General features: G+C 72.8%; 18 protein-coding genes. 7 read left to right on the top strand and 11 right to left on the bottom strand.

Annotated elements, in window-relative coordinates; translation table 11 throughout:
- Nucleotides 1-6: 6 nt before the first annotated feature.
- From LOC65_RS07710 to ssb, 8 genes are all read right to left on the bottom strand, one after another.
- Complete coding sequence (locus LOC65_RS07710; protein ID WP_230247116.1) at nt 7-1,002, bottom strand: SLAC1 anion channel family protein; 996 nt, start codon at nt 1,000-1,002, stop codon at nt 7-9.
- 130 nt (nt 1,003-1,132) lie between these two features.
- Nucleotides 1,133-1,423, bottom strand: a complete 291-nt coding sequence (locus LOC65_RS07715) for a metal-sensing transcriptional repressor (RefSeq protein WP_009857886.1) — start codon at nt 1,421-1,423, stop codon at nt 1,133-1,135.
- Nucleotides 1,424-1,477: 54 nt separating this feature from the next.
- A complete protein-coding gene (locus LOC65_RS07720) occupies nt 1,478-1,693 on the bottom strand; it encodes a DUF2892 domain-containing protein (protein ID WP_009857887.1) in 216 nt (71 codons plus the stop codon).
- Between the two features lie 2 nt (nt 1,694-1,695).
- A complete protein-coding gene (locus tag LOC65_RS07725) occupies nt 1,696-4,932 on the bottom strand; it encodes an efflux RND transporter permease subunit (RefSeq protein WP_230247117.1) in 3,237 nt (1,078 codons plus the stop codon).
- 11 nt (nt 4,933-4,943) lie between these two features.
- Nucleotides 4,944-6,011 (bottom strand): efflux RND transporter periplasmic adaptor subunit, encoded by a 1,068-nt coding sequence (locus tag LOC65_RS07730; protein WP_230247118.1) that lies wholly within the window; start codon nt 6,009-6,011, stop codon nt 4,944-4,946.
- An 89-nt stretch (nt 6,012-6,100) separates the two neighbouring features.
- The gene (locus LOC65_RS07735) at nt 6,101-6,496 is read right to left on the bottom strand and encodes a hypothetical protein (protein ID WP_230247119.1); all 396 of its coding nucleotides are present in this window, start codon (nt 6,494-6,496) and stop codon (nt 6,101-6,103) included.
- Nucleotides 6,497-6,524: 28 nt separating this feature from the next.
- The gene (locus LOC65_RS07740) at nt 6,525-7,091 is read right to left on the bottom strand and encodes an NUDIX hydrolase (RefSeq protein ID WP_230247120.1); all 567 of its coding nucleotides are present in this window, start codon (nt 7,089-7,091) and stop codon (nt 6,525-6,527) included.
- 66 nt (nt 7,092-7,157) lie between these two features.
- Nucleotides 7,158-7,658: a single-stranded DNA-binding protein gene (gene ssb / locus LOC65_RS07745; protein ID WP_230247121.1), complete on the bottom strand. Its 501-nt coding sequence runs from the start codon at nt 7,656-7,658 to the stop codon at nt 7,158-7,160.
- Nucleotides 7,659-7,857: 199 nt separating this feature from the next.
- On the opposite strand from ssb, the gene recQ reads away from it, so the two are divergent.
- The 5 genes from recQ to LOC65_RS07770 all read left to right on the top strand — a co-directional run bounded on the left by recQ (nt 7,858) and on the right by LOC65_RS07770 (nt 19,002).
- Nucleotides 7,858-9,762 carry a DNA helicase RecQ gene (gene recQ / locus LOC65_RS07750; protein WP_009857893.1) on the top strand — a complete coding sequence of 635 codons (1,905 nt, stop codon included), beginning with the start codon at nt 7,858-7,860 and terminating at the stop codon, nt 9,760-9,762.
- Nucleotides 9,763-9,896: 134 nt separating this feature from the next.
- A complete protein-coding gene (locus LOC65_RS07755; protein ID WP_230247122.1) occupies nt 9,897-12,851 on the top strand; it encodes a chemotaxis protein CheB in 2,955 nt (984 codons plus the stop codon).
- Nucleotides 12,848-15,004, top strand: coding sequence for a PAS domain-containing sensor histidine kinase (locus LOC65_RS07760; protein ID WP_009857895.1), 2,157 nt, complete (start codon nt 12,848-12,850; stop codon nt 15,002-15,004). The genes LOC65_RS07755 and LOC65_RS07760 overlap by 4 nt, the downstream gene beginning before the upstream one ends.
- A gap of 74 nt (nt 15,005-15,078) precedes the next feature.
- Entirely contained in the window at nt 15,079-18,024 is a 2,946-nt protein-coding gene (gene uvrA / locus LOC65_RS07765; protein WP_164963538.1) for an excinuclease ABC subunit UvrA, read from the top strand.
- 126 nt (nt 18,025-18,150) lie between these two features.
- Complete coding sequence (locus LOC65_RS07770; protein ID WP_138938871.1) at nt 18,151-19,002, top strand: hypothetical protein; 852 nt, start codon at nt 18,151-18,153, stop codon at nt 19,000-19,002.
- A 58-nt stretch (nt 19,003-19,060) separates the two neighbouring features.
- Here LOC65_RS07770 and LOC65_RS07775 read toward each other — a convergent pair whose 3' ends face one another.
- Nucleotides 19,061-19,501: an SWIB/MDM2 domain-containing protein gene (locus LOC65_RS07775; RefSeq protein ID WP_009857898.1), complete on the bottom strand. Its 441-nt coding sequence runs from the start codon at nt 19,499-19,501 to the stop codon at nt 19,061-19,063.
- Between the two features lie 168 nt (nt 19,502-19,669).
- Between LOC65_RS07775 and LOC65_RS07780 the strand changes: the two genes are divergently transcribed.
- Complete coding sequence (locus LOC65_RS07780) at nt 19,670-20,029, top strand: phage holin family protein (RefSeq protein WP_029718878.1); 360 nt, start codon at nt 19,670-19,672, stop codon at nt 20,027-20,029.
- Nucleotides 20,030-20,039: 10 nt separating this feature from the next.
- On the opposite strand, the gene LOC65_RS07785 is transcribed toward LOC65_RS07780, so the two are convergent.
- The gene (locus LOC65_RS07785; RefSeq protein ID WP_230247123.1) at nt 20,040-21,614 is read right to left on the bottom strand and encodes a M48 family metalloprotease; all 1,575 of its coding nucleotides are present in this window, start codon (nt 21,612-21,614) and stop codon (nt 20,040-20,042) included.
- 144 nt (nt 21,615-21,758) lie between these two features.
- Between LOC65_RS07785 and moaC the strand changes: the two genes are divergently transcribed.
- Nucleotides 21,759-22,244, top strand: a complete 486-nt coding sequence (moaC, locus tag LOC65_RS07790) for a cyclic pyranopterin monophosphate synthase MoaC (protein ID WP_029718876.1) — start codon at nt 21,759-21,761, stop codon at nt 22,242-22,244.
- A gap of 9 nt (nt 22,245-22,253) precedes the next feature.
- On the opposite strand, the gene LOC65_RS07795 is transcribed toward moaC, so the two are convergent.
- Nucleotides 22,254-24,014: a PglL family O-oligosaccharyltransferase gene (locus LOC65_RS07795; RefSeq protein WP_230247124.1), complete on the bottom strand. Its 1,761-nt coding sequence runs from the start codon at nt 24,012-24,014 to the stop codon at nt 22,254-22,256.
- Between the last annotated feature and the right edge of the window lie 27 nt (nt 24,015-24,041).

Genomic DNA, 24,041 nt, shown 5'->3' on the forward strand with positions numbered 1-24,041 from the left:
GCCGGATCAGCCCGCCACCGGCTGGATCGTCGCCACCGGCTCGGGCGCCAGCAGCGAGCCGTCGCGCAGGCCACGCAACGTCGCCAGCGCCAGCCAGGCGATGACCAGCGAGGCCAGCGCCAGCGCCACCGGGGCGAACGCGGCCAGCGCACTGCCGGGCTCGGCCAGGCGCAGTGTCAGCGCCGCGAACGCCGCCAGCGGGAACGACAGCCCCCAGTGCGGCAGCGCGAACGGCAGCGCCGCGATGCGCCGCGCCTGCGTGCCGGCCCAGACGACGGCGAACGCCGCCGCGCCCCAGCACATCCAGCCCAGCAGCGGCGAGGCGCCGAACTGCAGCGCCGACAGCCCGACGACCGCCGGCGGCGCCACGAGGATGAAGGCCGTGGGCCGCAGCCGCTCGGGCCAGGGCCCGCGCAGCGCCACACGCGTGGCCAGCAGGCCGATGACCACCGGCCAGAACACCAGGCCGACGCCGAACTGCGCCGCCGACCATTCGACCCGCCCCAGCGGCACGCCGGCCAGCGGCGCCAGCACGTTGCCGACCACCGGGATCAGCATCGCCGGCGTGACGCCGGGCCACTGCAGGCCGCCGGACTGGGCGTCGTGCCACCAGTGCTGCAGCACCCAGGCGGTGACGACCAGCTGCCCCAGGCAGCCCAGCCACCAGACGGCCTCGATCCAGCGCGCCGGGCCGAGCAGCGCGGTGGCCACCGTCGCCAGCAGGATCACGGCCACCGGCATCGCGGCGACGAAGGGGTAGCGCACCGGGTGGCGCCGGTCCTCGCGCCAGGCGTCCGGGTGGCGCGACAGGCGCAGCACGAAGGCCCCGGCCAGCGCCAGGAAGACGAGCCCGGCCAGCGCGCCCACAGCCAGCGCGATCGCGCCGGCCATCTCGCCCATCAGCGGCACTGCGCGGTGCCAGGCGAGCGACAGGCCGCACAGGCCCATCACGGTGGTGAACCAGCCGGGGTGGAGGAACTTCAGCGCGTCGGGACGGGACATGCGTGGGGCCATGGGCAAACCGGCGCGCGCGGCAGGCGCGACGCCGGCCGGCCCCGCACGCGGCAGGGCCGGAGGTTCTTCGGTTCGAGAGCGGGCCGACAGGCGCCCGCGCGTGGCTTCGCCCGCGGGCTCAGCGCACCTTGGACAGCAGGTTCTGCACGTCGGCCAGCACCGCGGCGAGTTCGTCCTCGCGCGACTCGGCCAGCGACAGGCGCTGCTGCAGTTCCTGCTGCATGAAGCACACCGTCATGCGCACGTAGGTGCTGTCCAGCGCCTTGCGCACGGCCGACATCTGGCCGGCGATCTCGAGGCAGGGTTCACCTTCCTCGACCATGCGCTGGATGCCCCGCAACTGACCCTCGGCACGCTTGAGGCGGTTCAGGATGTCGGTGCGGCTGGTGGTGTCGACGAGCGAGCTCATGGGGCAGGGCTCCGGGGACGGGGCGGATGGATCGTGTACCCCCATTGTCCTACCTCAAGCACGTTTGGTGACGGGGACGCCCAGCTTCTTCAGCACGATGCCCAGCGGGCAGACGTCGGTGAAGCCGAACTGGAACAGGTTCAGGCCGACGAAGGCGGTGAAGGCCAGCCACCATTCGCTGACGAACAGCGGGCTGGCCGGCGCGCCCAGCGCCAGCGAGATCAGGATGAAGCTGCCCGCGAAGACGCGGATCAGGCGGTCGACGGTCATCGTCAGGCTCCTTCGGTTGCGGGTGGGGTCTCGTGGCGCCGGCGGAACAGCGCGTAGTACAGGACCGGGATCACGACCAGCGTCAGCAGCGTGGACACGGCGATGCCGAACAGCAGCGAGATCGCGAGGCCGTTGAAGATCGGGTCGTCGAGGATGAAGAGCGCGCCGGTCATCGCCGCCAGGCCGGTCAGCGCGATCGGCTGAGCGCGCACCGCGGCGGCGTCGACCACCGCCTGCTTGAACGGCACGCCGCGTGCGGCCTGCAGCTCGATGAAGTCGACGAGCAGGATCGAGTTGCGCACGATGATCCCGGCCAGCGCGATCATCCCGATCATCGAGGTGGCGGTGAACTGCATGCCCAGCAGCGCGTGGCCGGGCATCACGCCGATGATCGTCAGCGGGATCGGCGCCATGATCACCAGCGGCGCGAGGTAGCTGCGGAACTGGGCGACGACCAGCAGGTAGATCAGGATCAGCCCGACGCCGTAGGCCGCGCCCATGTCGCGGAAGGTCTCGTAGGTGATCTGCCACTCGCCGTCCCACTTCAGCGCGTACTCGGCGTAGGGGTTGGCGGGCTGGCGGATCCAGTACTCGCCCAGCGGGCCGGCGTTCGGCAGCGCCGCGTCGGCCAGCCGCGAGCGGATGCCGAACAGGCCGTACAGCGGCGAGTCGGGTGTCGCGCCACCGGCGCCGACGTCACCGTAGACGTAGCTGACGCCCTGCAGGTCCTTGGTGTAGAGCGGCTTGTCGACGACGCCGCGTTCGACACGCACCAGTTCTGACAGCGGCACCAGCGCACCCGAGGCGCTGCGCAGCGGCAACGCCAGCAGCGCATCCAGGCCGACCTGGGCCTCGCGCGGCAGCTGCAGCCGCACCGGCACCGGGTACTTGGACTGGCCGTCGTGCAGCCAGGCGGCGTCGGCGCCCGACAGCGCGCCCTGCACCGTGGCGGCGATGTCGGCCACCGCGATGCCCAGCGTCTCGGCGCGCTGGCGGTTCACACGGAGGAAGGCGCGCGGCGCGTCGGCGTGCAACGAGCTGTCGATCGACGTGACGTCGGGCGTCGCGTGGAAGGCCTGCTCCAGCCGCGCGGCGAGCTGCTGGCGGCCGGCCTCGTCGGGGCCGTAGACCTCGGCGACGATCGGGCTCATCACCGGCGGGCCGGGCGGCACCTCGACGAGTTTCAGCTTGGCGCCGCGGCGCGCGGCGATCTTTTGCAGCTCCGGGCGCAGGCGCTGGGCGATCGCGTGGCTCTGCTCGTGGCGCTCGGACTTGTCGACCAGATTGACCTGCAGCTCGCCCTGCTCGGCGTCGGCACGTTGGTAGTACTGGCGCACCAGGCCGTTGAAGGTGATCGGGCTGGCGGTGCCGGCGTAACCCTGCAGGTCGCGCACCTCGGGCTGGGCGGCGAGGTAGGCGCCGAGCTCGTGCAGCGTCGCCGCGGTGTCTTCCAGCGGCGTGCCGGCCGGCATGTCGACGACGAGCGCGAACTCGCTCTTGTTGTCGAAGGGCAGCATCTTCAGCACCACCCACTGCACGGCGGCCAGGCCGACCGAGAGCACGAGCGCGGCGACGATGCCGGCGAGCAGCAGCCAGCGCTTGCGCGCGCTGTCCAGCAGCGGCTGCAACAGCCGCGCGAAGAAGCCCTGCAGCCGCCCGGCCAGCGCCTCGGCGCGGCCGCCGTGCGCCGCGGCGCCGTGCGGCTTCATCAGCTTCAGCGCCAGCCACGGCGTCACCGTGAAGGCGATGGCCAGCGAGATCGCCATGCCCAGGCTGGAGTTGATCGGGATCGGGCTCATGTACGGGCCCATCAGCCCGCTGACGAAAGCCATCGGCAGCAGCGCCGCGATGACGGTCATCGTCGCCAGGATCGTCGGCCCGCCGACCTCGTCGACCGCGGCGGGGATGATCGCGGCGAGCGGCCGGCCGGGCTCCAGCCGCTGGTGGCGGTGGATGTTCTCGACGACGACGATGGCGTCGTCGACGAGGATGCCGATCGAGAAGATCAGCGCGAACAGCGACACGCGGTTCAGCGTGAAGCCCCAGGCCCAGCTGGCGAACAGCGTCGCCGCCAGCGTCAGCACGACGGCGGCGCCGACGATCACCGCCTCGCGCCGGCCCAGCGCCAGGCCGACGAGCAGGATCACCGAGCCGGTGGCGAAGACGAGCTTGCTGATCAGCTTGTTCGCCTTCTCGGCGGCGGTGGCGCCGTAGTCGCGTGTCACCGTCGCCTCGATGCCGTCGGGCAGCAGGCCGTTGCGCAAGGCGTCGACACGTTCGCGCGCGGCGCGCGCGACGTCGACGGCGTTGGTGCCGGGTTTCTTCGTCAGCGTCAGCGTCACCGCCGGGTGGCCGCCGGAGGCATCGGCACCACCGGGCGTGAACCAGACGTAGCGCGAGGGCTGGGCCGCGCCGTCGACGACCTCGGCCACCTCGCGCAGATAGACCGGGCGCCCGGCGTGCGTGCCGACGACCAGTTCCCCGACCTCGGCGGCCGAGCGCAGGAACTCGCCGGTCTCGACCGTCAGCGCGCCGCCGTGCTCGTCGATCACGCTGCCGGCCGGCATGCCCTGGTTGGCCGCGGCCAGCGTGCGCTTCAGGCGCAGGATGTCGACGCCGCGCTCGCGCAGCCGTGCCGGCTGCAGCGTCACCTGGACCGCGCGGCCCGGGCCGCCGATCGTCTGCACCTCGCGTGCGCCGGGCACACGCTTGAGTTCGGCCTCCAACGCGTGCGCGACACGCTCCAGGTCAGCGGCGGCGCGGTCGTCGCGGCTCCACAGCGTCAGCGCCAGCACCGGCACGTCGTCGATGCCCTTGGGCTTGACGATCGGGGGCAGCGTGCCCAGGCCGGCGGGCAGCCAGTCCTGGTTGGCGTCGAGCACGTCGTACAGCCGCACCAGGGCCTCGGTGCGGGGCACGCCGACCTCGAACTGCACCGTCAGCACCGCCATCCCGGGGCGCGAGACCGAGTACGTGTGCTCGATGCCGGCGATCTGGCCCAGCACCTGTTCGGCCGGGCGCGCGACCATGTTCTGCACGTCGGCCGACGAGGCGCCCGGGAACGGGATCAGCACGTTGGCCATCGTGACGTTGATCTGCGGCTCCTCCTCGCGCGGCGTCACCAGCACCGCGAACAGGCCCAGCAGCAGCGCCACCAGCGCCAGCAGCGGCGTGATCGCGTTGGCCTGGAAGGCGCGCGCCAGGCGGCCGGCGATGCCCAGCGGGGCGACGTCGCTCACGGCAGGCTCGTTCACTTGGCGGCCACCGCGCCGGCCAGGCCGGCGCGCACGGCGTCGGCGGCGACCCGTTCACCGCCCTTCAGGCCGGCGAGGATCTCGACCGTGTCGCCGGCCGTCGCGCCGGCACGCACGGCCTGCAGCACGAAACCTTCACCGCGCTGCACGTAGACCGCGCTCAGTTCGCCGCGGCGCAGCAGCGCCGCCGCCGGCACCGCCAGCCGGCCCGCGGGGGCCGCCGCGCCCGGCACGCCGGCAAAACGCACGCGCACGTTCTGGCCGGGCGCGAGGCCGGACGTGGCCGCCGGCGGCAGGTCCAGCCGCCATTCGACGGTCTGCGAGACGGCGTCGGTGGCCGGCAGCTCGGTCTTGGCGACCGGCGCGACACGTCGGCCGTCGGGCAGCACGACCTCGATGCCAGCCGCCGCACGCGCCGCCGCCGAACGCGAGGCCGGCAGCTGCACGACGGCACGCAGCGCGCCCGGCGCGTAGACGGTGGCGATCGCACGCCCGGCGCTGGCCAGGTCGCCGGCCTCGACGTGCGTGGCCTGAACGACGGCGTCGAACGGCGCAACGACGGCGGTGAAACCACGCGCCAGCGCCGCCTGGGTGCGCGCGGCGCGCGCCTGTTCCAGGCCGGCCTGCGCGGCGCGGGCCTGGGTCTCGGCGACGTCCAGCGCAGCCTGGCTGACGAAGCCCTGGCCACGCAGATCACGCGTGCGCTGCAGCTGCAGCGAGGCGTTGCGCCACTCGGCGTCGGCCTGGGCGACGCCGGCTTCGCTGCGCAGCAGGCCGGCCTGGGCGTCGCGTTCGTCGATGCGTGCGATCAGCTGGCCGGCCTTGACGCGGTCGCCGGCCTTCACCGCCAGCTGCAGCACGTTGCCCGAGACCTGGGCGCCGAGCGTGCTCTGGCGCAGCGCCTGCAGGCTGGCGTCGATCTCGAAACCGCCAGCCGCGGCGGCCGGGCCGACGACGACCACCGGCACCGCCGGCGGCGCGGCGGACACGGAGGCGGCGGCCAGGCCGGCGAGCAGGGCCGGCAGCAGGGCGCTGCGGACGAAGGCGCGGGCGACGGGGTTCATGGCCGCATCATAATTCATACCCCACAGGGTATCAAATCAGCACCCACGAAGCCCGCGGCTACGTGTCGGAAGTCGCGCGGAACGGGCCGTCAGCCGGGCAGGCCGGCGCAGGGGTCGCGGCGCGGCATCGCCGGCACCGCAACACCGCGCTCCTTGGCGCGTGCGGCCATGTCGGCGTGGTGCTGCTCGACGTAGGCGCGGCAGTCGGCGCGCGTCGTCATCGACCGCATCTTCGTCTGGTGCGCGGCACGTTCCTCGGGCGTCATCAGCGCCCAGCCGGGTGTCACGCCCGGGCCCCAACGCCCCGCGCCCGGGCCGCGACCACCCCCCGGCCCCATGCCGCCGCCCATGCCCGGGCCCATTCCGGGGCCCATGCCGGCAGCGGGTGCGCTGGCCGGCGCGGCCGGCGCCGGGGTCTGCGCGCAGACGGCCGCGGCAGCCAGCGCCGCGGCGGCGAACACGAAGGCAGTGCGGGTCGGGAACATCGTCGCCTCCTGGAGTGGAGGCCTCAATCTACCCCCGGCGGTATGCAGGAGCTTGATCCAGGGACAGGCCCGTGGCGATGCGCGCCAGCCGGGCGTGGGCCCGCACCGGCTCGGCGTCCAGCGCCAGCCAGCGTGTCGGCAGCTCGCCGTCGGCCGGCACGTCGGCGCTCAGGCGGGCGATGAAGCAGAAGTCCAGGTGCCAGTGCTCCGGCTCACCCTTGCGCGGGTTGGCGGGGATGGCGTGCAGGTCGACGTCGATGGCCCTTTCGTCCAGCACGGCGACGCCGGCGATCGCGGCGCCGCATTCCTCGCGCAGCTCGCGCGCAGCGGCCTGGCGCAGCGTCTCGCCGGCTTCGAGGTGGCCGCCGGGCTGAAGCAGCCGGCCCAGCGTCGGGTGCTCGACGAGCAAGGTGCGCCGGCCGGCGGCATCGACGACGAAGACGCTGGCCGTCAGATGCCAGGGGAAGCTGGAGCGCCGGCCGTGTGCCGCCGTGACCGGCGCGCAGCGGTCGAACGCCGCCCAGTCCAGCCCGGGGCGAGCGGCACGCGCGCTCGCGATCTCGGCCAGCACGGCGGCCAGCGGCAGTTCATCCATCGAAAGAGGCCCGGAAATAGAAACGGCCCGCGCACCCGAAGGTGGCGGGCCGTGATCTCAGCTGACTCAGAACGGAATGTCGTCGTCCATGTCGTCGAAGCCGGTGCTCGACTTCTGCGGCGCCGGGGCACGCGGCGCGGGGGCCTGCGGGCGCGGTGCCGGGGCGCGGCGCGCCGGTGCGGCGCCCATGTCGTCGCCACCGCCGTAGTCGCCGCCACCACCGCGGCCGCCTTCACGGCCGCCGAGCAGCTGCATCTCCATCGCGATGATTTCGGTCGTGTACTTCTCGACGCCGTCCTTGTCGGTCCACTTGCGGGTCTTCAGGCGGCCTTCGACGTAGACCGGGCGGCCCTTCTTCAGGTATTCACCGGCGATCTCTGCCAGGCGGTCGTAGAACACCACGCGGTGCCACTCGGTCTCTTCCTGGCGCTCGCCGCTGGTCTTGTCCTTCCACTGGCGGCTGGTGGCGATGGTGACGTTGCAGATCGCCGAGCCGCTGGGGGCGTAGCGCACTTCGGGGTCGCGGCCGAGGTTGCCGACGAGGATGACTTTGTTGACCGAGGCCATGGGGGATGCCCTCCTGGGGTGGGCGAAGACGAGAGGGGAAACACGGACGCCGGCGCGAAGGCCGGCACTGGGCGCCGATGATACCGGCCGCCCCGCCCGCCGGGGTCAGGTTCGGCGCGTCACCCCTCCCGGTGGGAACATCCCCCTCGCGAGGGCGCGCCGGCGCCGCGGCACGGCTCGCGTACCATCCGGCCCCTCCATGAGTCCCGCCCCCGTCGAGGCCGACGCCGCGCAGCAGGTGCTGCACGAGGTGTTCGGCTACACCGCCTTCCGCGGCCGCCAGCGCGAGATCGTCGAGCACGTGGCCGCCGGCGGCGACGCCCTGGTGCTGATGCCCACCGGCGGCGGCAAGAGCCTGTGCTACCAGGTGCCGGCGATCCTGCGCCACCGTGCCGGCCAGGGTGTCACCGTCGTCGTCTCGCCTTTGATCGCGCTGATGCACGACCAGGTCGGCGCGCTCGACGAGGTCGGCGTGCCGGCCGCCTTCCTGAACAGCACGCTCGACGGCGACGAGGCGCGGCGCATCGAGCGCGAGCTGCTCGCCGGCCGCCTGGTGCTGCTCTACGCCGCGCCCGAGCGCATCCTGACGCCGCGTTTCCTGGCGATGCTGGAGTCGCTGGCCGAACGCGACCGGCTGGCGCTGTTCGCGATCGACGAGGCCCACTGCGTCAGCCAGTGGGGCCACGACTTCCGCGAGGAATACCTGGGCCTGTCGGCGCTGCACGAACGTTTCCCGCAGGTGCCGCGCATGGCGCTGACGGCCACCGCCGACGCCCACACGCGCGAGGACATCGTCGCGCGGCTGAAGCTGGAGGACGCGCGCCGCTTCGTCTCCAGCTTCGACCGGCCGAACATCCGCTACACGATCGTCGAGAAGGACGAGCCCAAGCGCCAGCTGCTGCGTTTCCTGCGCGACGAGCACGAGGGCGACGCCGGCATCGTCTACTGCCAGAGCCGCAAGAAGGTCGAGGACACAGCCGCCTGGCTCAGCGACGAAGGCATCCCGGCGCTGCCGTATCACGCCGGCCTGGACGCCGAGACGCGCCGCCGTCACCAGGACCGCTTCCTGCGCGAGGACGGCCTGGTGATGGTCGCGACGATCGCCTTCGGCATGGGCATCGACAAGCCCGACGTGCGTTTCGTCGCCCACCTCGACCTGCCGAAGAACATCGAGGCCTACTACCAGGAGACCGGCCGCGCCGGCCGCGACGGCCTGCCCGCCGACGCCTGGATGACCTACGGCCTGGCCGACGTCGTCAACCAGCGCCGCATGATCGACGACGGCGAGGCCGACGAGGAGTTCAAGCACCTGCAGCGCGGCAAGCTCGACGCGCTGCTGGCGCTGGCCGAGGCGCATGACTGCCGCCGCGTGCGCCTGCTCGGCTATTTCGGCGAGCGTTATGGCGAAGGCGACGAGCACGCCGGCGCGGTGCCCAGGCTGCGTTGCGGCAACTGCGACAACTGCCTGGCGCCGCCGGCCACCTGGGACGCCACCGAAGCCGCGCGCAAGGCGCTGTCCTGCGTCTACCGCTTCCGCCAGCAAGGCGGCCAGCGTTTCGGCGCCGGCCATCTCGTCGACGTGCTGCGCGGCAAGCAGACCGACAAGGTCGCGCAGTACGGCCACGAGACACTGTCGACCTTCGGCATCGGCGCCGACGTCGCCGAGACGCAGTGGCGCGGCGTGCTGCGCCAGCTGATCGCGCTGGGCCATCTGCGCACCGAAGGCGAGTTCAACACGCTGGAGCTGACCGCCAGCGCGCGCGAGGTGCTGCGCGGCGAAGTGCAGCTGCTGCTGCGCGTGCCGGCCGAGACGCCGCGGCGCGGCCGCACCACGCGCACGCGCGCCAGCGCCGACAAGCCGCCGCCGCTGCCGCTGGACGAGGCCGCCACCGCACGCTTCACGGCGCTGAAGGCCTGGCGGGGCGAGGTCGCGCGCGAGCACAACGTGCCGGCCTACGTCGTCTTCCACGACGCCACGCTGGCGGAGATGGCACGCGAACGCCCGGCTTCGCTCGACGAACTGGCCACGATCAGCGGTGTCGGCACGAAGAAGCTCGAGGCCTACGGCGAGGAAATCCTGCGCGTGCTGCGCCAGGACGCTTGATCTGCGTCTATCCAGACAGGTCGCCTGAAACGATACTCATGCATCAGGGGGACCATCTCGACCGGACCCCGGCAAGCGGGGAGACCCGGGAGGGCGGGGTAAAGGTGGCGGGAAACACCCAAGAGCACACGCCGGTGCTGACCGCGGCAGAGGCCGCCGAACCGCTGCTGCCCGAACACGCGGGCTTCTTCGCCGGGCGCGTCGTCGCCATCGGCGCTTCCGCCGGCGGGCTCGACGCGCTGGCCCGCGTCTTCAAGGCGCTGCCGCCGGACACCGGCGCCGCCTTCGTCGTGATCCAGCACCTGTCGCCTGACCACAAGAGCATGATGGCCGACCTGCTGGGCCGCTACACCGAGATGCCGGTGTGCGTGGCCGAGCACGACATGGCGCTGGCACCCAACCGCGTGCACCTGATCCCGCCGGGCAAGATGATGCGCGTGGCCGGCGACCGGCTGCAGCTCGCACCCAAGCCCGAACACGGGCTGACGCTGCCCATCGACACCTTCTTCAGCAGCCTGGCCGAGCAGTTCGCCGACCGGGCGATCGCCGTCGTGCTCTCGGGCACCGGCTCGGACGGATCGCGCGGCGTGCAGGAGATCAATGCCGCCGGCGGTGTTTTCTACGTGCAAGACCCAGCCACCGCCAAGTTCGACGGCATGCCGCTGTCGGCCAGCCACGCCGCGCAATACGACTTCATGGGCAGCGCCGAGGCGCTGGCCGCGCAGCTGACGACGCAGCTCGTGACGCCGCGCGCCGAAGGCACGCGCCACCTGTCGCCGCACGCGCCGGCGGTCGCCCAGCCGCTGGACACGATCCACGAGATCCTGCTGCACTCCAGCGGCATCGACTTCCGCCAGTACAAGCCGACGACGGTGCTGCGCCGCATCGAACGCCGCATGCAGGTGCTGCACTGCCCGTCGCTCGTCGAGTACCGAGAGCGCCTGGCCGGCTCGCCCGACGAGCAGGTGCTGCTGCGCCGCGAGCTGCTGATCCCGGTGACACGCTTCTTCCGCGACGCCGAGGTCTACGACCTGCTGGCCGAGCAGGTGATCCCCGACCTCGTCACGCGCGCCGGCCACGAGGGCATCCGCGCCTGGGTCTCGTGCTGCGCCACCGGCGAGGAGGCGTACTCGATCGCGATCCTGTTCGCCGAGGCCTTCCGCAAGGCCGGACGCACGCGGCCGGTGAAGATCTTCGCCACCGACGTCGAGCAGCAGTACCTGGACCACGCCGCCGCCGGCCTGTACCCGGAGACGATCGCCGCCGAGATCTCGCCGGAGCGCCTGGCGCAGTTCTTCATCGAGCGCCAGGGCCGCTACCAGGTGCAGCCCGAGCTGCGCCAGATGATCATCTTCGCGCGCCACAACGTCATCGCCGACCCGCCGTTCACGCGCATGAACCTGGTCAGCTGCCGCAACGCGCTGATCTACATGGAGCCGCCGGCGCAGGAGAGCGCGCTGCGCCGCCTGCAGTACGCGATGGCACCGGGCGCGCACCTGATGCTCGGCCCGAGCGAGTCGCTCGGCGACCTGCACCGCGACTTCCAGGCGCTGAAGTCGCGCAGCAAGGTCTATCGCCTGCTGCGCCGCGACCGCTCGGTGGCGACGATCGACATGCGCGGCCTGCACCAGAGCCGCCTGGGCGAGACCGTGCGGCGCGGCGGCACGCTGCCGCCGGTGATGCCGCGCCCGGGCAACGACGGCGCGCTGGCGCTGCTGATGCAGCACTACGCGCCGCCATCGGTCGTCGTCAGCGAAGCGCGCCAGCTGATGCGCGTCTACGGCGACACCCGCCATCTGCTGCAGTTCACCGAGGGCCAGGCGACGCTGGACCTGATGAAGCTGCTGCCGCGCGACCTGGTGCCGGTGGCCAGCATGCTGCTGCAGGCCGTCACCAGCGACGGCGCACCGCAGCGCTCGGCGCCGATCCGCCTGCCCGACGGCGACGGCTGGCGCCGCGTGCAGCTCGTCGCCCGGCCGCTGGGCGGCAGCGACGACGGCGGCTTCGCGATGCTCTCGCTGGAAGACGTCCCTGACCACGAAAGCGGCGCGGCCGCCCCGGGCGGCGCCTCGGCCGCCGAGCCGGCCGACGACCGCTACCTGCGCCGCATCGAGGAGCTCGAGCGCGACCTCGCGGTCATGCACGACAACCTGCAGGCGACGATCGAGGAGCTCGAGACCTCCAACGAGGAGCTGCAGGCGACCAACGAGGAGCTGATGGCCTCGAACGAGGAACTGCAGAGCACCAACGAGGAGCTGCAGTCCGTCAACGAGGAGCTCTACACCGTCAACTCCGAGTACCAGGAGAAGGTCGACGTCCTGAACTCGGTCAACGCCGACCTGGAGAACGTCTCCAAGGCGGCCGCGATCCCGACGATCTTCGTCGACGAGGAGCTGCGCCTGACGCGCTTCACGCCCGAGGCGACGCCGCTGTTCCACCTGCGCCAGGGCGACGAGGGCCGCTCGATCGAGGACTTCGCGCACCGGCTGGACTACCCGTCGCTGTTCGCCGACCTGCGCCTGACGCTGGAGCGCGGCAGCGTCACCGAACGCGAGGTGCGCAGCCGCAACGGCCAGTGGTGGCTGGCGCGCATCCAGCCGTACCCGGGGCGCTCGCCGGGCGCCAGCCGCGCGGTGATGACCTTCGTGAACATCGACTCGGTGAAGGACTCGCAGCGCCTGCAGGCCGTCATCGACTCGCTGCCGCAGCACGTCGCCGTGGTCGACACGCACGGTGCGATCACGCTGGTCAACGAAGCCTGGCGCCGCTTCGCCACCGAGAACGGCGACCCGGCCGAACGCAGCACCGGCCCGGGCGCCAACTACCTGCGCACCTGCGCCGAGTCGGCGCTGACCGAGGCCGACGCCCGGCGGGCGCACGAAGGCCTCAGAGCGGTCCTCGACGGCCGCCTGCCCATGTTCCAGATGCACTATCCCTGTCATGCCCCGGACCGGCAGCGCTGGTTCCTCATGTACGTCGCCCCGATCGGGCAAGCCGCCGGCGGCGCCGTCGTCAGCCACGTCGACATCAGCGAATGGGTGCGGCTGAGCGGCGGCTCGCTGCCCGACGGCAGCAAGGCGGTCTCATGAGCGAGATCCAACTGCGGCAACGCGTGCGCCAGCGCGACCGTCTGGTCGCGCAGGTGGCCAGCAACGGCGCGGACCTGCGCAGCGACCTGCTGGACGCGCTGAAGCGCGGCGACATGGGCGCCGCCGAAGCGGCGCTGCAACGCAACGACACCAAGGTGCGCACGCTGGCCGAGGAGCTGCGCATCTACCAGGCCGAACTGCACGCCCAGGCCGACGAGCTGCAGCAGAGCCGCGAACGCACCGAGCAGGCGCTGTCGCGCTTCACGACGCTGTTCCTGGGCATGCCGGTGGCGTCGATGCTGGTCAGCTTCAACGGCGAGGTGATCGAGCACAACGGCCAGGCCGAGCGCCTGTTCGCGATGCAGCGCCAGACGATGAGCGCGCGGCTGCTGTTCCGCATGGTCGACTCGCAGCAGTACCAGCAGCGCGTGCGCCCGGCCTTCCACCAGGCCCGCGCGCTGGGCTCGATCACGCTCGACGAGGTCGGCTTCGTCGCCGAGGACGGCCGCCGCTTCATCGGCGAGATGCATCTGTCGACGCTGCCCGGCGATGACGAGACGCCGCAGTTCGCGATGGCCGTCATCGACCGTACCGAGCACATCGAGGACGTGCGTGCGCTGCGCGAGACGACCGAGGCGCTGCGCGTGCGCGAGGCCTTCCTCGCCGACACGGCGCGCCTGGCGCGCATCGGCGGCTGGGAGTACGACATCGAGTGCGCCACGATGCGCTGGTCCTCGCACCTGCGCCGCGTCTTCGAACTCTCCGAACACGAGCCGGCGACGCTGGAGCGCACGCTGCAGCTGTGCACGCCCGACGGCCACGCCGCGCTGTCCGGCGCGCTGCACGCGGCCAAGCCGGGCCAGGCGCCGTTCGACTTCGAGCTCGACATGCACGACGCCCACGGCCGCGCGCTGCGCGTGCGCGTCGTCGGCCATGCCGAACTCGGCGACGACGGCCCGGTGGTCATCGGCATGTTCCAGGACATCACCGCCCAGGCCCAGGCCCGGCGCCAGATCGGCGAGCTGACCGAGCGCCTGAGCGTGGCCAACGACGCCGGCGGCATCGGCGTCTGGGACTGGGACCTGCAGCACGGCGAGCTCTACCTCGACGGCCGCATGCGCGAGCTGACCGGCTTCGGCGACGATGTGGCGCCGTCGGACCTGTGCGCGGCCCTGGCCGGCTGCCTGCATGCCGAGGACGCGCCGGTGTTCGTCGACGCGGTGCACCACGCGGTCGAGGCCTGCACGGCCTTCGGCATCGAGCTGCGGCTGGCACCAGGCCCCGGCGGCGAGCGCTGGCTGCACCTGGCCGGCCGCGCCCACGTCGAAGGCGGCCCGGCACCGCGCACCGTGCGCCTGGTCGGCTGTGCCTGGGACACGACCGACGAGCACCAGCAGGCGCGCCTGCTGGCGGCCAAGCAGGCCGCCGAGTCGGCGAACCGGGCGAAGACCGTCTTCCTCTCGCGCGTCAGCCACGAGCTGCGCACGCCGCTGAACGCGATCCTCGGTTTCTCGCAGCTGATGCGGCTGGAGGCCGAGGCCGGCGACCTGGTGGTCAAGCCCTACCGCGTGGCGATGGTCGAGGACGCGGCGCGCCACCTGCTGGAGCTGGTCAACGAACTGCTCAACGTCTCGGGCATCGAGAGCGGCCAGCTGGCCTTGAAGCGCGTCGCGCTGGACCTGCGCCCGCTGGTGCGCGACTGCCTGCAGATGATCGCCGCGCAGGCCGCCGAGATGCAGCTGACGATGGACGACCGCTGCAGCGACGGCCCGCCGCTGCTGGTGCTGGCCGACCCGCTGCGCACCAAGGAAGTCCTGCTGAACCTGCTGTCCAACGCCGCCAAGTACAACCGCACCGGCGGCCGCATCACGGTCTCGGCACGGCACTTCGCCGGCAGCGTCGAGCTGACCGTCGCCGACACCGGCCGCGGCCTGTCGGAGCAGCAGCTCGCCGAGCTGTTCCAGCCCTTCAGCCGCGCCGGTGCCGAGTGCTCGGGCATCCCCGGTTCGGGCATGGGGCTGTATTTCAGCAAGCGAGTCGTCGAGGCGATGGGCGGGCGCATCGAGGTCGAGAGCGTGGCCGGCGAGCGCACCGCGTTCACCGTCGCACTCGACGAGGTGCCGCTGCACGGCGCCCCGGGCGAGCGCCTCTGAGGCGGCGGGCCGGCGCTGGCGCCGCGGCGCCGGCGCTCGCTATGATGGCCGGTTGCCCGCCGCACGCTCAGCCGATGCCCGAACACCGCCCCCGCCCCGCACCCGCCGCCGAAGCCCCGGCGTTGCGCGTGCGCGGCGCCCGCACGCACAACCTGAAGAACGTCGACCTCGACATCCCGAAACACGCGCTGGTCGTGATCACCGGGCTGTCGGGTTCGGGCAAGTCCAGCCTGGCCTTCGACACGCTGTACGCGGAGGGCCAGCGGCGCTACGTCGAGAGCCTGTCGGCCTACGCGCGCCAGTTCCTGCAGCTGATGGACAAGCCCGACGTCGACGTCATCGAAGGGCTGTCGCCGGCGATCTCGATCGAGCAGAAGGCCACCAGCCACAACCCGCGCTCGACCGTCGGCACGATCACCGAGATCCACGACTACCTTCGCCTGCTGTACGCGCGCGCCGGCACGCCCTACTGTCCCGAGCACGGCCTGCCGCTGCAGGCGCAGAGCGTCAGCCAGATGGTCGACGCCGTGCTCGCGCTGCCGCCCGAGACCAAGCTGATGGTGCTGGCGCCGGTGGTGCGCGACCGCAAGGGCGAGTTCGCCGAGCTCTTCGCCGACATGCAGGCGCGCGGCTACGTGCGGTTCCGCATCGGCAGCGACGGCCAGCCGGGCGCCGTCGTCGAGGCCGACGCGCTGCCGGCGCTGAAGAAGACCGAGAAGCACGACATCGACGTCGTCGTCGACCGGCTGAAGACGCGGCCCGACATGAAGCAGCGCCTGGCCGAGAGCTTCGAGGCGGCGCTGCGCATCGCCGACGGCCGCGCCATCGCGCTGGAGATGGACAGCGGCCGCGAGCATCTCTTCAGCAGCAAGTTCGGCTGCCCGGTGTGCAGCTACTCGCTGCCCGAGCTGGAGCCGAGGCTGTTCTCGTTCAACTCGCCGGTCGGCGCCTGCCCGGCCTGCGACGGCCTGGGCCAGGTGACGGTGTTCGACCCCGAGCGGGTCGTCGCCTTCCCGTCGCTGAGCCTGGCCGCCGGCGCCGTGAAGGGCTGGGACCGGCGCAACGCCTACACCTTCTCGCTGCTGGAGAGCGTGGCCGCGCACTACGGCTTCGACATCGACACCGCGTTCGAGGACCTGGACCCGAAGGCGCGCCAGGTGCTGCTCTACGGTTCCGGCGACGAGGAGATCGAGTTCTCGTACACCGCCGAAGGCACCAAGGGCCGCCAGCGCAGCGTCAAGCGCCGCCACCCCTTCGAAGGGATCATCCCGAACTTCGAGCGGCGTTTCCGCGAGACCGACTCGGCCGCGGTGCGCGAGGACCTGGTGCGCTACCAGGCCGCCAAGTCCTGCCCGCAGTGCGAAGGCACGCGGCTGCGGCGCGAGGCGCGCCACGTCTTCCTGCGCCACGCCGCCGACGGCGACGAGGCCGCACGCCGGGGCCTGCCGATCTACGCCGTCGAGCACGCGACGCTGGCCGAGTGCCTGGCCTACTTCGAGGGCCTGAAGCTCGAGGGCGCCAAGGCCGAGATCGCCGACAAGATCGTGCGCGAGATCCGCTCGCGGCTGCGCTTCCTGAACGACGTCGGCCTGACCTACCTGAGCCTGGACCGCGGCGCCGACACGCTGTCCGGCGGCGAGGCCCAGCGCATCCGCCTGGCCAGCCAGATCGGCAGCGGCCTGTCGGGCGTGATGTACGTGCTCGACGAGCCCAGCATCGGCCTGCACCAGCGCGACAACGAGCGCCTGATCGGCACGCTGCAGCACCTGCGCGACCTCGGCAACTCGGTGCTCGTCGTCGAGCACGACGAGGACATGATCCGCGCCGCCGACCACGTCGTCGACATGGGCCCGGGCGCCGGCGTGCACGGCGGGCGCGTCATCGCCCAGGGCACGCCCGACGAGGTGGCGGCCGACCCCGAGTCGCTGACCGGGCGCTACCTGGCGCACACGCTGCGCATCGAGGTGCCCCAGCGGCGTGTGGCCGCCGACGCCGAACGCGGCGTGCTGCGCATCGTCGGCGCACGCGGCCACAACCTGAAGGGCGTCGACGTCGAGATCCCGGTCGGGCTGCTGACCTGCGTCACCGGCGTCAGCGGCTCGGGCAAGAGCACGCTGGTCAACGACACGCTCTACACCGCGGTGGCCAAGCGGCTCTACCAGGCGCATGCCGAGCCGGCCGAGCACGAGCGCATCGACGGCCTGGAGGCCTTCGACAAGGTCATCAACGTCGACCAGAGCCCGATCGGGCGCACGCCGCGCTCCAACCCGGCGACCTACACCGGCCTGTTCACGCCGATCCGCGAGCTCTTCGCCGAGGTGCCGATGGCGCGCGAGCGCGGCTACGGCGCCGGGCGCTTCAGCTTCAACGTCGCCGGCGGGCGCTGCGAGGCCTGCGAGGGCGACGGCGTCATCAAGGTCGAGATGCACTTCCTGCCCGACGTCTACGTGCCCTGCGACGTCTGCCACGGCGCACGCTACAACCGCGAGACGCTGGAGGTGCTCTACAAGGGCCGCAACATCACCCAGGTGCTGGAGATGACGGTCGAGGAGGCGCACGGCTTCTTCTCGGCGGTGCCGGCGATCGCGCGCAAGCTGCAGACGCTGCTCGATGTCGGCCTGGGCTACATCCGCCTGGGCCAGGCGGCGACGACGCTGTCCGGCGGCGAGGCCCAGCGCGTGAAGCTGGCGCTGGAGCTGTCCAAGCGCGACACCGGGCGCACGCTGTACATCCTCGACGAGCCGACCACCGGCCTGCACTTCCACGACATCGGCCTGCTGCTGAAGGTGCTGCACCAGCTGCGCGACGCCGGCAACACGATCGTCGTCATCGAGCACAACCTCGACGTCATCAAGACCGCCGACTGGCTGATCGACATGGGCCCCGAAGGCGGCGCCGGCGGCGGCCGCGTGCTGATCGCCGGCACGCCCGAGGACATCGCCGCGCATCCCGGCAGCCACACCGGACGCTTCCTGGCGCCGCTGCTGGAGACGGCGCGGCGCTGGCACACGGGCGGCTGAAGCCGGCGGGTCACGGCGAGACCGGCCAGGACCGAGGCCCCGCATCCGGGCGGCTCGGGATGGCGCCCGGGCCGCGCTGACGCCAGCATGGGTGCTCCAGATCCGCCCGGGAGGCCGATGGACACGATGGACACCCCGCAGACGCTGCGCGACTGGCTGGAAGCGGCCTGGGACCGCCACCCCGTGGCGCCCCAGGACGTGTCGCAGGAGCTCGTCGCGCGCGCCGCGACGCTGCCCGACGACGAAGACGGCGCCGACGCCGTGCATCTGGCGCGGCACACGATGCTCGGCCACCTGGGCCGGACCGACCTGCTGCAGGCTTTCGTCGCCGCGCTGCCGTCCGGCACGAGGCTCGACGCGATGCGCGTGCGTGCCGAGTGGGCACTGGCGCAGATCGAGGGCCGGCCGGCCGAGCCGCTGCCCGAAGCCGTGAGCTGGGGCCTGCTCGGCGACGTGGTGGAGGCCGAGCTGCGCCTCGGGCGCCACGACTCGCCGCGCGTGCGCGTGCTGCCGCTGGAGACCCGCGCCGCGAGCCACCCCGACCCGGCGGCGCGCCGCGCCTATGCCGCGACCGCGCACAACGTGACGCACGCGCTGCGCCTGGGCCCGCGCGAGCCGGCGCTGGACGCGCTGCTGATCGAGATGGCCGAACTCGAACGCCGCGCCTGGGAGCGGGCCGGCACCTGGATGCACGTCGAGCGCGCCGACTATCACCTGGCGCTGTGCCACGCGACGCTGGGCCACGGCGCCGAGGCGCGACGCCATGCCGAGGCCTGCATCGCGGCCTGCGAGGCCCACGACGCCGAGGCTTCGGAGCGCTTCTTCGCCCACGAGTGCGCCGTGCATGCGGCGCGTGCGGCCGGCGACGGCCAGGCCGCCGCGCATCACCGCGCCGCGATGGTGGCCCTGCTGGCCGAGGTGGAGGACGCCGCGATGCGCGCGTTCTGCGAACAGACGCTGGCGGCGGCGACGCCATGAAAAAGGCCGGCTGACGCCGGCCTCGTCTGGAACCCGGGGCGCCGCAGCGCCCGCGTGTTCACTTCAGGTGGCTGCTGATCAGCTTGGTCATCTCGAACATCGACACCTGGGCCTTCTCGAAGATGGCCTTGAGCTTGGCGTCGGCGTTGATCATCGTCTTCTTGGCCTTGTCCTGCAGGCCGTTCTTCTTGATGTACTCCCAGACCTTCTTGGTGATCTCGGTGCGCGGCAGCGGCTTGTCGCCGATGACGGCAGCCAGCGCAGCGCTCGGGGTCAGGGGCTTCATGAAGGCGGCGCTCGGGGTGCGCTTCTTGGCGGCAGCCTTCTTCGGCGCAGCGGCCTTCTTCGCCGGCGCGGCGGCCTTCTTGGCGACGACCTTCTTCGCCGGGGCGGGAGCAGCCTTCTTCGGCGCGACGGCCTTCTTGGCCGGAGCCGCCTTCTTCGCCGGTGCCTTGGTGGCCGCGGTCTTCTTCGCGGCGGTCTTCTTCGCAGTTGCCATGGGGATGTTCTCCGTCAGATGTGGCTCGACGCCGGCGCTGCGCGAAGTCTCATGCGAGCCTCGTCTGGCAGGGTGCGCCGTGCACGCGGGATGGTACTGCCTCACGAGGGTCGCTGAGAAGCGGTTTTCATAGGTGGAAGGCATTCTCGCCACGCTATGCTGCGGCCCATGAAGATCCTCGCGAGATGGTTCCTGCTGGCGGCCGCGCTGCTGCTCGTGGCCAACCTCTATCCCGGCGTCACCGTGCAGGGCTTCGGCACGGCGCTGATCGCCGCCTTCGTGCTCGGGCTGCTCAACACGCTGGTCAGGCCGCTGCTGGTGCTGCTCACCCTGCCCGTTACGCTGCTGACGCTGGGCCTGTTCCTCTTCGTCATCAACGCGCTGATGTTCTGGGCCGCGGCCAGCATGCTCGACGGCTTCCGCGTCGCGGGCTTCGGCGCGGCGCTGATCGGCTCGGTGATCTACAGCCTGTGCGGCATGGTCATCGACGCCGCCGTCGAGCAGCTCTTCGGCCGTTCGGCGCCCTGAGGGCGCCGCGTCAGCGCGGGCAGTCGCGCGGGTCCAGGCCTTCGACCGGGCCCACGGCGCCTTCGGCCGCCGCCTCGCAGAACGCGCGGCGCTGCTGCGCCCGCAGCTCGCGCAGGCGCGCGTCGATCACCGAGGCCTCGATGAAGTCCTGGCCCGCGCTGCCGCGGGCGGCCGCCTGGCCGGCGCGCAGGCGGTCGATCGCCCCGACGAGGTCGCCCGACACGTAGCGCGCCTCGGCCTCGGCACGCACGGCGCGCAGCTTGAAGCCGGAGGCGTCGGACGTGGCCGCCAACTGCATCCAGGCGCCGGCGTCGCGCGGGTGGTCGGCGACCCAGGTCTGCAGCGCCTCGGTGGCCGCACGCAGCGCCTGCGGCGCCGGCTGGCCGGCACGATGCAGGTCCAGCGCCGCCTGGGCGCGCATCAGCAGCGGCGCCCGGCCACGGGCGTCGACCGTGATCGTGTCCAGCGCCTGCAGCGCCGACGCCGGCTGGCCGGCCGCCAGCCGCACCTGGGCCAGCAGCAGTTGCAGGTCGCGTTCGGCCTGGGGCTCGCGCGGCTCGGCGCGCACCGCCAGCGCCAGCGCCTGCGAGGCCAGGCGATCGGCGGCGGCATGCTCGCGCAGCAGCGAGGCCGACAGCGCCCCGGCATAGGCCGCCGCCAGGCGTTCGCGCAGCGGCGCGTCGGCAGCCGCCGTGCCCTGGTCGACGAGGCGGTGCAGGGTCTGCGGGTCGGTGTCCATCATCACGCGCGCGCGCTGCTGCATCAGCGCGTGGCGCAGCGGCGGCGCGCCCGCGCCGGCGCCGGCGAACAGCGCACGCGAGCGCGCCTCGCTGATGCGCTCGGTGGTCAGCGGGTGGCTGCGCAGGTAGGGGAAGCCGCCGCTGTCGTTGAGCCGCGTGGCCGAGTCCAGCCGCTCGAACATCTGCGCCATGCCCTGCGGCGCGAAGCCCGCCGCGGTGAGCGTGCCGTAGCCCATGCGGTCGGCCTCGCGCTCCATGTCGCGCGAGAAGTTGAGCTGGCCCTGGATCGACGCCGCCTGGCTGCCGGCGATCGCGGCGTTGGCGACGTCGGCGTTGTTGCTGCGCGCCGCGGCGATCACGCCGAGCAGCAGCGCGGCCATGCTGAGCATCGTGGTGCGCTGGGCGGCGATGCTGCCGCGCGCGATGTGGCGCTGGGTGACGTGGGCGAGCTCGTGCGCGACCACCGAGGCCAGCTCGTCGGTGCTGGTGGTCAGCGCGATCAGCCCGAGGTGCACGCCGACGAAGCCGCCGGGCAGCGCGAAGGCGTTGACGCTGCGCTCGCGCACCAGGAAGGCCTCCCAGGCGAACTGGCGGTCGATGTCGGGCGGAATGTCGCCGCGCTGGCGCGACGCGGCCAGCAGCGGCTGGAAGATCGAGTCCACGTACTCGAGCAGCACCGGGTCGTCGAGGTAGGCGGGATCGGCGCGGATCTGGCGCATGATCTGGTCGCCGACGCGGCGCTCGGCGCCGACGGTGATGTCCTCGACGGCCGACTCGCCGAGCGACGGCAGCCGCACCTGGGCCGGCACGGCCTGCACGGCAAACGCCAGCGCGAGCGCCAGCACGAGGGCCCGGGGACGACGCGGGCGACGCGGGGGGTGGGAAGGCGTCAAGGCAGAGTGTCCGTCGTGGGCGCCGGCCGCGGCCGGCGCAGGTGCATGCAGCACGGCCTATCATGACATCGTCGCGTTGCCCCCTTGTTTCCGCCGATGAACTCTCCGCTCACCCACTTCGACGCGCAGGGCCGGGCGCAGATGGTCGACGTCGCCGCCAAGGACGAGACGCACCGCGTGGCGCGTGCCGCCGGCACGATCCGCATGCTGCCGGCCACCTTCGAGCTTGTCGCGCAGGGCCGCGCCGCCAAGGGCGACGTGCTGGGCGTGGCGCGCATCGCGGCGATCCAGGGCGCCAAGCGCACCGCCGAGCTGATCCCGCTGTGCCACCCGCTGCCGATCACCCGCGTGGCGGTCGAGTTCGCGCTGGACGCCGCCACGTCCAGCGTGCGCTGCGAGGCCCAGGTCGAGACCCGCGGGCGCACCGGCGTCGAGATGGAGGCGCTGACGGCGGTGCAGGTCGGCCTGCTCACCATCTACGACATGTGCAAGGCCGCCGACCGCGGCATGGTGATGACCGACGTGCGCGTGCTGGAGAAGCGCGGCGGCAAGAGCGGGGACTGGGTGGCGCCGCAGGCCTGAGGCCGCGCCTCAGGGCCGGAAGAACTCGCGCCAGTCGGGCACGCGCTGCGGCGACTGGCACTGGAACGGCGGCTCGGCGTCGGCCGGCGCCGGGGCCTCGCAGACGGCGAAGAACTCGCGGCTGGCCGGGTTGCGGAACTCGCGCAGGCGCTCGGCCAGATGGCGCGCCGCGTCGAGCTCGCCGCGCGCCGCCAGCGCCTGGGCCCAGGCCATCATCAGCCGGGTGTCGAGCAGGTGGTGGGTGGCGTGCTCGAAGGGCTGCATCGCGTCGGGGCCGGGCTCCAGGCCGGTGGTCGCCGCGGCGTAGTCGGCATGGTGGGCGAAGAAGACGCTGCGCTGGCCGCGCGCGATGCGCTCGACGAGCGGCGGGTCGTCCGGGGCGCTGGTGAAGATGCGCGTGACCGGCCGGTAGTCGGCCACCGCGAGCGCGGCCCCGATCACCAGCGCCAGGCCTGAGGCGACGAGCGCGGGCTGCGGCCAGCCGCCGGGCATCGCCGGGCCGCGGCGGTGCCCGGCGGCATAGCCCCAGGCCCAGGCCGCGGGCAGCAGGAAGTAGGCGTACCACAGCGGATATTCGAGCAGGCTGTGCAGCCCGATCATCAGCACCATGACCCAGGCCGCACGGCGCTCGAGGCCGCCGCGTTCGTCGCCCGGGGCCTCGCCGCGCGGCGCGAACGCCCGCCGGCCCGAAGCCGCCAGCGCCCACAGCAGCAGCGCCAGCACCACCGCCGCCGCCGGCAGGCCGAGCTCCACGGCGAGCTGCAGCAGCAGGTTGTGGGAATGGTCGAAGAACGCCACCGGACGGTCGGGGAACGGGGTCAGCGTCCAGGCGAAGTTGAACTCGCCGAAGCCGACGCCGCCCCAGGGCTGGCGGCGGATCAGCTCCAGCGTGTTGAGCCAGATGCGCACGCGCGAGCTCGACAGGTCGTTCTCGGCCAGCCGCGCCTCGCCGCCGAAGACGTGCTGCGACAGGCGCGCCCATTCGGCCATCGCCAGCCAGCCGGCGACGTAGACCAGCGGCGCGGCCAGCAGCAGCCAGCGGGTGCGGCGTGCCAGGCGCCGGTCGGCGAGGCCCCACAGCGCCAGCAGCAGCACGCCGACGAAGCCGGTGCGCGAAGCCGTCAGCACGACGGCGAAGACCAGTGCCGCGAACAGCGCCGGCCCGGCGATGCGCAGCACCCGCCCGATGCGGCCGTCGCGGTAGAGCTCGACCAGCGCGACGACGGCGATCGCCGACCACAGCAGCAGGCTGCTCAGGTGGTTGGGCTGGCGGAGGTTGCCGACGGCGCGCCCGGGGATGCCCGAGCGCGCGATCCACTGGCCGTCGGCCGCCTCGGGCGCGAAGACCTGCACCAGCGCGACGGCGACGTTGAAGACCCCGGCCACGGCCCAGCCGACGCAGAAGGCGGCGAACACCGCGCGCGGATCGGCCCGCGACTGCGCCGCGGCGCCGCCGGAGACCATCACCATCGCCGCCAGCAGCAGCCCGATCGCCGACAGCGCGATGCTGGACGGCAGCGCGTGCGACCACGACCAGCACACCCCGGCCAGCACCACGGCCAGCGCCGCCTGCAGCGCCCCGGCGCCACGCCAGTCGGCCCCCGAGCGCGGCGCGCAGGCCGCGACGAACAGGCCCCACAGCGCGATCGCCAGCGCCTGGTTCAGGAAGGTCGGCGAAGGCGAGAGGTTGTACGCCAGCAGCGAGGGGGCGCTGGCGGCGAGGGTGGCCAGCGCCAAGCCGGGCAGATGCAGCGCGATGCGGGGCGTCACGGGTTGCGGCGTAGAAGGGCCGCGCAT

The organism is Rubrivivax sp. JA1055, from assembly GCF_020966565.1.
GTDB classification, from domain to species: domain Bacteria; phylum Pseudomonadota; class Gammaproteobacteria; order Burkholderiales; family Burkholderiaceae_C; genus Rubrivivax; species Rubrivivax benzoatilyticus.